The 7723-nt window shown below is 72.0% G+C and carries 9 protein-coding genes and 1 pseudogene; 7 read left to right on the top strand and 3 right to left on the bottom strand.

The window, feature by feature from the left end:
- Positions 1-176: 176 nt before the first annotated feature.
- From PH189_RS30140 to PH189_RS30115, 6 genes are all read left to right on the top strand, one after another.
- Positions 177-965: a GntR family transcriptional regulator gene (locus tag PH189_RS30140; RefSeq protein ID WP_274192558.1), complete on the top strand. Its 789-nt coding sequence runs from the start codon at positions 177-179 to the stop codon at positions 963-965.
- A gap of 105 nt (positions 966-1070) precedes the next feature.
- Positions 1071-2453, top strand: coding sequence for a rhodanese-like domain-containing protein (locus tag PH189_RS30135; RefSeq protein ID WP_274192557.1), 1383 nt, complete (start codon positions 1071-1073; stop codon positions 2451-2453).
- A 240-nt stretch (positions 2454-2693) separates the two neighbouring features.
- The gene (locus PH189_RS30130) at positions 2694-4052 is read left to right on the top strand and encodes an MBL fold metallo-hydrolase (RefSeq protein WP_274192556.1); all 1359 of its coding nucleotides are present in this window, start codon (positions 2694-2696) and stop codon (positions 4050-4052) included.
- Positions 4053-4097: 45 nt separating this feature from the next.
- Positions 4098-4430 carry a rhodanese-like domain-containing protein gene (locus tag PH189_RS30125; RefSeq protein ID WP_378015054.1) on the top strand — a complete coding sequence of 111 codons (333 nt, stop codon included), beginning with the start codon at positions 4098-4100 and terminating at the stop codon, positions 4428-4430.
- 6 nt (positions 4431-4436) lie between these two features.
- Entirely contained in the window at positions 4437-5324 is an 888-nt protein-coding gene (locus PH189_RS30120) for a sulfite exporter TauE/SafE family protein (RefSeq protein ID WP_274192554.1), read from the top strand.
- A gap of 214 nt (positions 5325-5538) precedes the next feature.
- Complete coding sequence (locus PH189_RS30115; protein WP_274192553.1) at positions 5539-5700, top strand: hypothetical protein; 162 nt, start codon at positions 5539-5541, stop codon at positions 5698-5700.
- Between the two features lie 87 nt (positions 5701-5787).
- Here the strand turns inward: PH189_RS30115 and PH189_RS30110 are convergent, their stop codons facing one another.
- A complete protein-coding gene (locus tag PH189_RS30110) occupies positions 5788-6423 on the bottom strand; it encodes a maleylpyruvate isomerase family mycothiol-dependent enzyme (protein ID WP_274192552.1) in 636 nt (211 codons plus the stop codon).
- Positions 6424-6491: 68 nt separating this feature from the next.
- Here PH189_RS30110 and PH189_RS30105 point away from each other — a divergent pair, with 68 nt between their 5' ends.
- Positions 6492-6926 carry a MarR family winged helix-turn-helix transcriptional regulator gene (locus tag PH189_RS30105; RefSeq protein ID WP_274192551.1) on the top strand — a complete coding sequence of 145 codons (435 nt, stop codon included), beginning with the start codon at positions 6492-6494 and terminating at the stop codon, positions 6924-6926.
- 163 nt (positions 6927-7089) lie between these two features.
- Here PH189_RS30105 and PH189_RS30100 read toward each other — a convergent pair whose 3' ends face one another.
- Entirely contained in the window at positions 7090-7281 is a 192-nt protein-coding gene (locus PH189_RS30100; protein ID WP_274192550.1) for a hypothetical protein, read from the bottom strand.
- 98 nt (positions 7282-7379) lie between these two features.
- Positions 7380-7668: pseudogene (locus PH189_RS30095) on the bottom strand (transposase); the annotation flags it as partial.
- Between the last annotated feature and the right edge of the window lie 55 nt (positions 7669-7723).

Below are 7723 nucleotides of genomic sequence, written 5' to 3'. Positions count from 1 at the left end.
TCCTCCGAGCGATCCTGCTCTGGCTCCGACCTACTTAGGAGACACGCCCTAGCTGGGTAGCGACAGCGACCTGTGGTGGGTAGCGCGCAGACGTCGCCGGACGGACGGCGACATCGTCAGCCGAAGAGGAGCGCCGGTGACCCGATGAGCGAATGTCTCGACGTTAGGCTGGCGCGGTGACCAGACGAGCGGTGGACCGGCACAGTGCCGTCCCCCTCTGGTCGCAGGTCCAGGAGGACCTGCGGCGACGGGTCGGGCTGGGCGAGTTCGACACCGTGTTCCCCGGCGAGAACACGCTCGTCGCCGATTACGACGTCAGCCGCAACACGATTCGCGAGGCGCTGCGCGGCCTGCGCGCGGAGGGCCTCGTCACCGCCGAGCGAGGACGCGCACCACGGGTGCGACGGGCGGAGGTCGAGCAGCCCCTCGGCACGCTCTACAGCCTGTTCGCCTCCGTCGAGGCCGCAGGTCTGACCCAGCGCTCCGAGGTCCGCGTGCTCGACCTGCGCGCCGACGGTGTGGTGGCCGTCCACCTCGGGCTCGAGGAGTCGACCCCGCTGGTCCACCTCGAGCGCCTGCGTCGTGCGGGCGATGCCCCCCTGGCGGTCGACAGGGTCTGGCTGCCCGCGTCGGTCGCCTCGCCCCTCCTCGATGCCGACTTCACCCACACCTCGCTCTACACCGAGCTCGCGCGACGCACCGGTACACGCCTCGAGTCCGGGCACGAACGCATCCGCGCCCTGATGCCGACCGGACGCGAGCAGGAGCTGCTCGAGTGCCCGGACCGCACCGCCGTCTTCGTCATCGAGCGCACCGGCATCGCCGCAGGACGGCCGGTCGAGTGGCGGCAGACGGTCGTACGTGGCGATCGGTTCGCCTTCGAGGCGCAGTTCTCCGCCCGGGGCTTCCACCTCGGCATCGCACCGTCCACGCCGTCGCTCCACCCGGCCGCCACCGCATCCTGAGAGCCGGGACGTTCGGCCCGCCACTCCGGGACCTCCGGCGGGACGCATCGATCTCCGCGGACTGTTCCCTAGATGTAGGTACATTCCTTCATCCGAGGAGACGTCGTGTTCTTCGCCCAGTACTACCTCGACTGCCTGTCCCAGGCCTCCTACATGATCGGTGACGAGACCACGGGACAGGCGGTCGTCGTCGACCCTCGTCGGGACGTGGGCGAGTACCTCGCCGACGCGCGGCACCACGACCTCGAGATCGTGGGCGTGATCAACACCCATTTCCACGCCGACTTCCTGGCCGGACACCTGGAGCTCGCCCGCGCCACCGGCGCGTGGATCGGCTACGGCCGCCGCGCCGAGGCCGACTACCCGGTGCGCCACCTCTCCGACGGCGACCACCTCTCCCTCGGCGAGGTCGAGCTCGAGGTGCTCGAGACCCCAGGCCACACCCCGGAGTCGATCAGCGTGCTGGTGCGCGAGCACGCGGGCGACGCGGTGCCCTACGGCGTGCTCACCGGAGACGCGCTGTTCATCGGGGACGTCGGGCGCCCGGACCTGTTGGCGTCGATCGGCTGGTCGAGCGAGGACCTCGGGCGCATGCTGCACGCCTCGATCGCCCGGCTGATGGACCTGCCGGACGAGGTGCGCGTCTTCCCCGCCCACGGCGCCGGCTCGGCGTGCGGGAAGAACCTCTCCACCGAACGCTGGTCGACGATCGGTGCCCAACGTGCCACCAACTACGCCTGCCAGCCGATGACTGACGCGCAGTTCCTCGCCGTCGTCACCGCCGACCAGCCCGCCGCCCCCGCGTACTTCCTGCACGACGCCGTGCTCAACCGGCGCGAGCACCCGGTCCTCGACGCCTCGGTGGCCCCCGTGCCACTGGAGATCGAGGAAGTGCTGGAGCGTCGGCGGGCCGGGGCCGTGGTCCTCGACGCGCGCGAGCCCGCCGAGTTCGCCGCGGGACACCTGGTCGGCTCGCTCAACGTGCCTGCCGACGGACGCTTCGCCGAGACCGCGGGCTCGGTGGTGGGACCGACCGACGAGATCGTGGTCATCGCGCCCCAGGACCGCGAGGAGGAGATCGTCGTGCGTCTCGCCCGGATCGGGTTCGACCGGGTCACCGGCTACCTGCGCGAGCCCGAGAGCGGCTTCGTCGCCAGGCCCGACGAGGTTCGCCCCTCGAGCCGCCTCACCGCCACGGAGCTCGAGCACGCCCTCGCCGCGGCCACCGCGCCGACGGTCCTCGACGTCCGCAACCCGGGCGAGACGGCGGTCGGGGGCACGATCCCGGGCGCACTCCTCATCCCGCTCGCGACTCTTCCGGGACGCGTCACCGAGGTCCCCGTCGACCGACCGGTGGTCGTGTACTGCGCCGGCGGCTACCGCTCGAGCGTGGCTGCGAGCCTGCTGCGCCGCACAGGCCACGCCGACGTCTCCGATCTCCTCGGCGGCTATGCGGCCTGGGCCGTGCTCGCCGCCCAACCGGCCTGAGGGCCGACCCGCCTCCCACGATGACGGTCTCGTGCTTCTGGCGACCGGCCGCAGCCAGTCGTCCTATATGCACCTACATATCTACGTTGGTCATGAGGGTTCGACCGCTCACGACACCGTCCTCCTTCATCGCGAAGAAGCCCTGATCAGAGCCTCACCGTTCGCTGATGCGGGGTGCGGTTTGACGACCTCGTCGTGCCGTCCTTAATGTAGGTACAACCAAGACCGTGAGGAGCCGACATGGTGCAGGTCGAAGTCCTGGCAACGGAGTCCCTGGGGGACCGCAGTTACATCGCCCACGACGGCACGCTCGCACTCGTGGTCGACCCACAGCGCGACCTCGACCGCGTCGAGGCGCTGCTCGCCGAGAAGGGGCTGAGGCTGGCCGCGGTCGCCGAGACCCACATCCACAACGACTACGTCACCGGCGGCTACGCCCTCTCCCAGCGGCTGGGCGTCGACTACCTCGTCTGCGGCGAGGACCCCGTGTCCTTCGACCGCACTCCGGTCGTCGACGGGGACCGACGCGAGATCGGCGCCATGACCGTCGAGGTCGTCGCGACGCCGGGCCACACCGTGACCCACCTGTCCTACGTGGTCTCCGACGGCGACGGCCCGCCGGCGGTCTTCACCGGCGGATCCCTGCTGTTCGGGTCGGTCGGCCGGACCGACCTCGTCGACGCGACCCGCACCCAGGAGATGACGCGGGCGCAGTACCGCTCGGCGCGACGCCTCGCGGACAGGCTCCCCGACGACGCGCACGTCTACCCCACGCACGGCTTCGGGAGCTTCTGTTCCTCCGGGGCCGCGACCGGCGCCGACTCCAGCACGATCGGCGCCGAACGGGCCGTCAACGACGCGCTCACCACCCCCGACGAGGACTCCTTCGTCGAGCGCCTGGTGGCGAACCTGACCGCCTACCCCCGCTACTACGCCCACATGGGGCCCCGGAACCTCGCCGGTCCCGATCCCGCCGACCTGTCGCCGCCCGCCGTCGTCGACGCCGACGAGCTGCGCAAGCGGATCGCCGACGGCGAATGGATCGTCGATCTGCGCGAGCGCACGGTCTACGCGTCCGAGCACATCGCCGGCACCATCAGCTTCGCGCTCGGGCAGCAGTTCTCGACCTACCTCGGCTGGATCATCCCCTGGGGAACCCCGGTCACGTTGGTCGCCGAGAGCCCCGGGGACATCGTCGAGGCCCAGCGGCAGCTCACCCGGATCGGCATCGACCGGCCCGCGGGCGGAGCGGTCGGCACGCCACGGGACCTCGCGCCGCACGAGGATCTCCGCAGCTACCCGACCGCGACGTTCGACGACCTCGCCGCCCGCACCGGCGAGGAAGCGGACGAGCCCGTCCTCGACGTGCGGCGCGACGACGAGCGCGCCCGCGGCGCCGTCGCCGGCTCCACCCACATCCCGCTCCAGGACCTCCTCGCGAGGCTCGACGAGGTCCCCGACGGTCGCCTGTGGGTGCACTGCGCCACGGGGTTCCGCGCCAGCATCGGCGCGAGCCTGCTCGACCGCGCCGGACGGGACGTGGTGCTGGTCGACGACGACTACTCCCGCGCGGTCGAGCGCGGCCTCGCCACCGGCTGAGCGCGACCACCACCCACCTTCTGCGAAAGGAGCGCTGTCATGGGCATGTTCACTGCCGATGTCGACACCCGCGAGGCCGAGCGCCTCGCCGCCGACGGCACCGTCCTGCTCCTCGACGTGCGTGAGCACGACGAGTGGGCCGCCGGCCACGCCCCCGGCGCCATCCACGTCCCGCTCGCCGAGCTCGACCCCGCCACCCTGCCCGGGGACCGCCCGATCGTGGCGGTCTGCCGCTCGGGCAACCGATCGGGCAAGGCCGCCGCGACGATCGGGGCGGCCGGACTCCGGGTCCGCAACATGGCCGGCGGGATGAACGCCTGGGCCGAGGCAGGCCAGCCCGTCGTGCGCGACGACGGCAGCACCGGCGTCATCGGCTGATCTCCGATGACCCCCCTGCTGGTGGTCGTCGCCGTCGCGATCGGCCTGGTGATCGGCCTCGCGGTCGGCGGCCTCGGTGGCGGCGGCGGCGTCCTCACCGTCCCGGCCCTGGTCTACCTGCTCGACCAGACCCCGCAAGCGGCCGCGACGGCCAGCCTCGTCATCGTCGGCATCAGCGCCGTCATCGGCGTCGTCACCCGAGCCCGGGGCGGGCAGGTCCGTTGGGCCGCCGGCGCGACCCTCGGCGCCATCGGAGCGGTCACGGCCGTGGCAGGCTCCGTGCTCAGCCGGCACCTCGACCGCCACGTCCTCCTGCTCGCGTTCGCCGGGATCGTGCTGCTCGCCGCGGTCCTCATGCTGCGCAAGCCCGCCCCCGCGAGCCCTCCGCAGCCCGATCCGTGGCACGCGCCGCCCGCGAGCGACCCGCCCGCGAGCGACCCGTCCGCCGGCGCCCCGATCGCCGGCAAGGTCGCCGGCCGCGTCGTCACGCTCCCGCGGGAGAGCGCCGTGCCCGTCGTCCGCTGGCGGGCCGCGACGATCGTGCTGGCCGGATCCGTCGTCGGGTTCGCGACCGGCCTGTTCGGTGTCGGCGGCGGATTCCTGGTCGTGCCCGCGCTCGTGCTGCTCCTGGGCTGGGAGATGCCTGCCGCCGTCGCGACCTCACTGCTGGTGATCGTCATCAACTGCGTGGCCTCGCTCGGAGCCCGTGTCGCCACGGAGGCCTTCGACTGGCGCATCATCGTCCCCGTCACCGCCGCCGCGGTGGTCGGGACCCTCATCGGGAAGATGTCCGCCGACCGACTCTCGTCGACCGTCCTCACCCGTGCCTTCGCCGTGCTGCTCCTCCTCGTCGCCGGCTACACCGCCACGACCTCGATCATCGCCCTGGCGTGACCCCGAGCTGACCGAGCCCGCCGTTGGACACCCCCCGGCATCTGTGCTTGCGTGGAGCTCATGGAGACCGGCGAACTCGCGGGCCGCGCGTTCTGCGTGTGCCTGATCGCCGTCACCCTCCTCCTCGTCGACGACCGTCACTGTCGCGGCACCTCGCCCCGCTGACACTGCTCGTCTCCAGCCGTCGCGGCTGATCGACTTCGCGAGGAACCGCGTGACCGCCACGTCGAACACCCCTGTCGCCCGGACGACCGGCCAGGCGTCCCGCTCCGCCGCGGGCGTCCCGCCGACCGGCCGCCGGGGTCGCCGCACCTCCCTCCTGCGTCGTTGGGCGGCCGCGGCCCTGGGCGCCCACCGCGCGGGCGTGCCCTTCTGAGGAGCGAGGAGGGCGGCCCGGGCGTCACGCCCGTCGACGAGGTGCTCGATGCGGTCCGTGTGGCCCACGGCGAGCGGGTGCCTCTTCCTAGGGCGACGAAGCCAGTCGTCGTACCCCGGGGCCGTGGAGGCCGGGGAGCGCGGCCTCGGTGCGTCCGGTGAGCAGGAACAGGAGATCGCGGATCGGTCCGCGCACCGGTTCGCCGGTTCCCCGCGCCCAGTCGACATCGGTGGCGACGAGCTCGAGCCCGCGCAGCCGGCGCCGGGCCCAGAACGGCCAGCCCATCCGCCACACGCGGTCGGCGCCCGCGCGGGCGCCCTCCTGCGGCACGTCGACCTCGGCCCCGAGCGGCACGGCGACGTCCTGGACGTGCACGATCGTGTCGAACAGGAGGTTGTCGATCGTGGTGATCTGCGGCTTGCGTCGACGTGGTGCGACTGCTCGCAGCTCGCCCGCGAGGTTCGACCCGAGCCACTCGGCGTGGGCCACCGCCATGGCACGGTTGACCTCGTCGAAGTCACCGCGGGCGCGCACCAGTGCCGCGAGGATGCGGGGCAGGCCGGGCGAGCACGGCGTGAGCGCGACGTGCGCGGCGACGTCGCGCACCCTCCACCGCTCGCAGAGCGAGGGGCGATCGAGATCCCCGACCGGTGCGCCGTCGAGGACGTCGGCGAGGACGGCGCGCTGGCGAGCGATCGTGCGCCACTTCTCGTCGATGTCCATCCGCCGACCTCGTCAGATAGTCTGACCAAACACGTCAGAGTCTCGTACCATCTCCTACGCTCGTCAACGTGGCGGAGGAGCTCAACACCGGACTGTTGCTGTTCCTGCCCTACCGCGCGATGGAGACGCGGGTGTTCGAGGAGCTCGCTGCAGCCGGCTTCGACGACATCACGCCGTCGCAGGCGCGCCTCTTCCAGCGCATCTCACCCGAGGGCAGCCGACTGAGCGACCTCGCTCGGCAGGCCGGCATCACCAAGCAGAGCGCCGGCTTCCTGATCGATCAGTTGGAGCGCCTGGGCTACGTCCACCGCGCACCCGACCCCGCCGACGGACGGGCGCGGCTCGTGCAGATCGCGGAACGCGGGCAGCGCAGCGTTGAGGCCGCGCGCGCGGTCGTGGCCCGGGTGGAGGCGGAGTGGACCTCCCACCTCGGGGAACGACGGATGGCGCAGCTGCGCCGCATCCTCACCGATCTCCGCGAGATCACCGATCCCTGGCGGTGAAGCCGAGGTGTGCCCCAGGAGCGGCTTCTCCGCATCGGACCCCACCCGTTCTGCTCGACCTCCTGGGGCACGATCTCGTGCTCGCGAGCAGGGCGAGGCGCTGCGTCAGCAGGGTTCGGCTGATGCCCGCTGTGCCGCGGGATCACCGCACTCGCCCCTCTGATCACGTCGCCGCCGGCCGCTCGATCGGGTCGGGACCGTCGACGTTGTGGACTGTCGCGCCGGTGCCGCCGGTACGCACCAGCAACCCGGCGCCGCCCGAGGCGGACACCGTCTCGCGATGAACGAGGTGCCCGGCGGCGAACTCCTCCGCGAGCCGGACATCGACACCACCCGCGACGACCAGCCCCGACACCCACCCACCCGAGATGACAAACGCCCGAACCCACACAACGTGGGTCCGGGCGTCCGGGATGACCTTCCCCCGGTTCCGCGGACGGGTGCGGTTGGGGGTTAGGCCGCTGCGGTGGCGGCGGGTTGGAGGGTCTCGTAGTCGATGGGGCTGCGGTAGCCCAGCGCGGAGTGCCGGCGTCGGGGGTTGTACCAGGCCTCGATCCACTCGAAGATCGCGTTCGCGAGCTGTCGGCGAGTGACCCAGCTGCGGCGGTCGAGCAGCTCGACCTGCATCGAAGAGAAGAAGCTCTCGGCCAGGGCGTTGTCGAAGCAGTCCCCCGACGCTGCCCATCGAGCCCAGCAGCCCGGCGGCGCGCAATCGTTGCCCGAAGGCCCACGAGGTGTATTGACTGGGCTCAACCGGTCGTCGCAACACCGTCTCGTTGGAGCGAGGCTAGCTGGTC

The sequence above is a fragment of the Actinomycetospora chibensis genome, assembly GCF_028737215.1.
Lineage (GTDB): Bacteria > Actinomycetota > Actinomycetes > Mycobacteriales > Pseudonocardiaceae > Actinomycetospora > Actinomycetospora chibensis.
The sequence above is the reverse complement of the archived record's forward strand: the minus strand, read 5'-3'. Positions and strand labels throughout refer to the sequence as shown.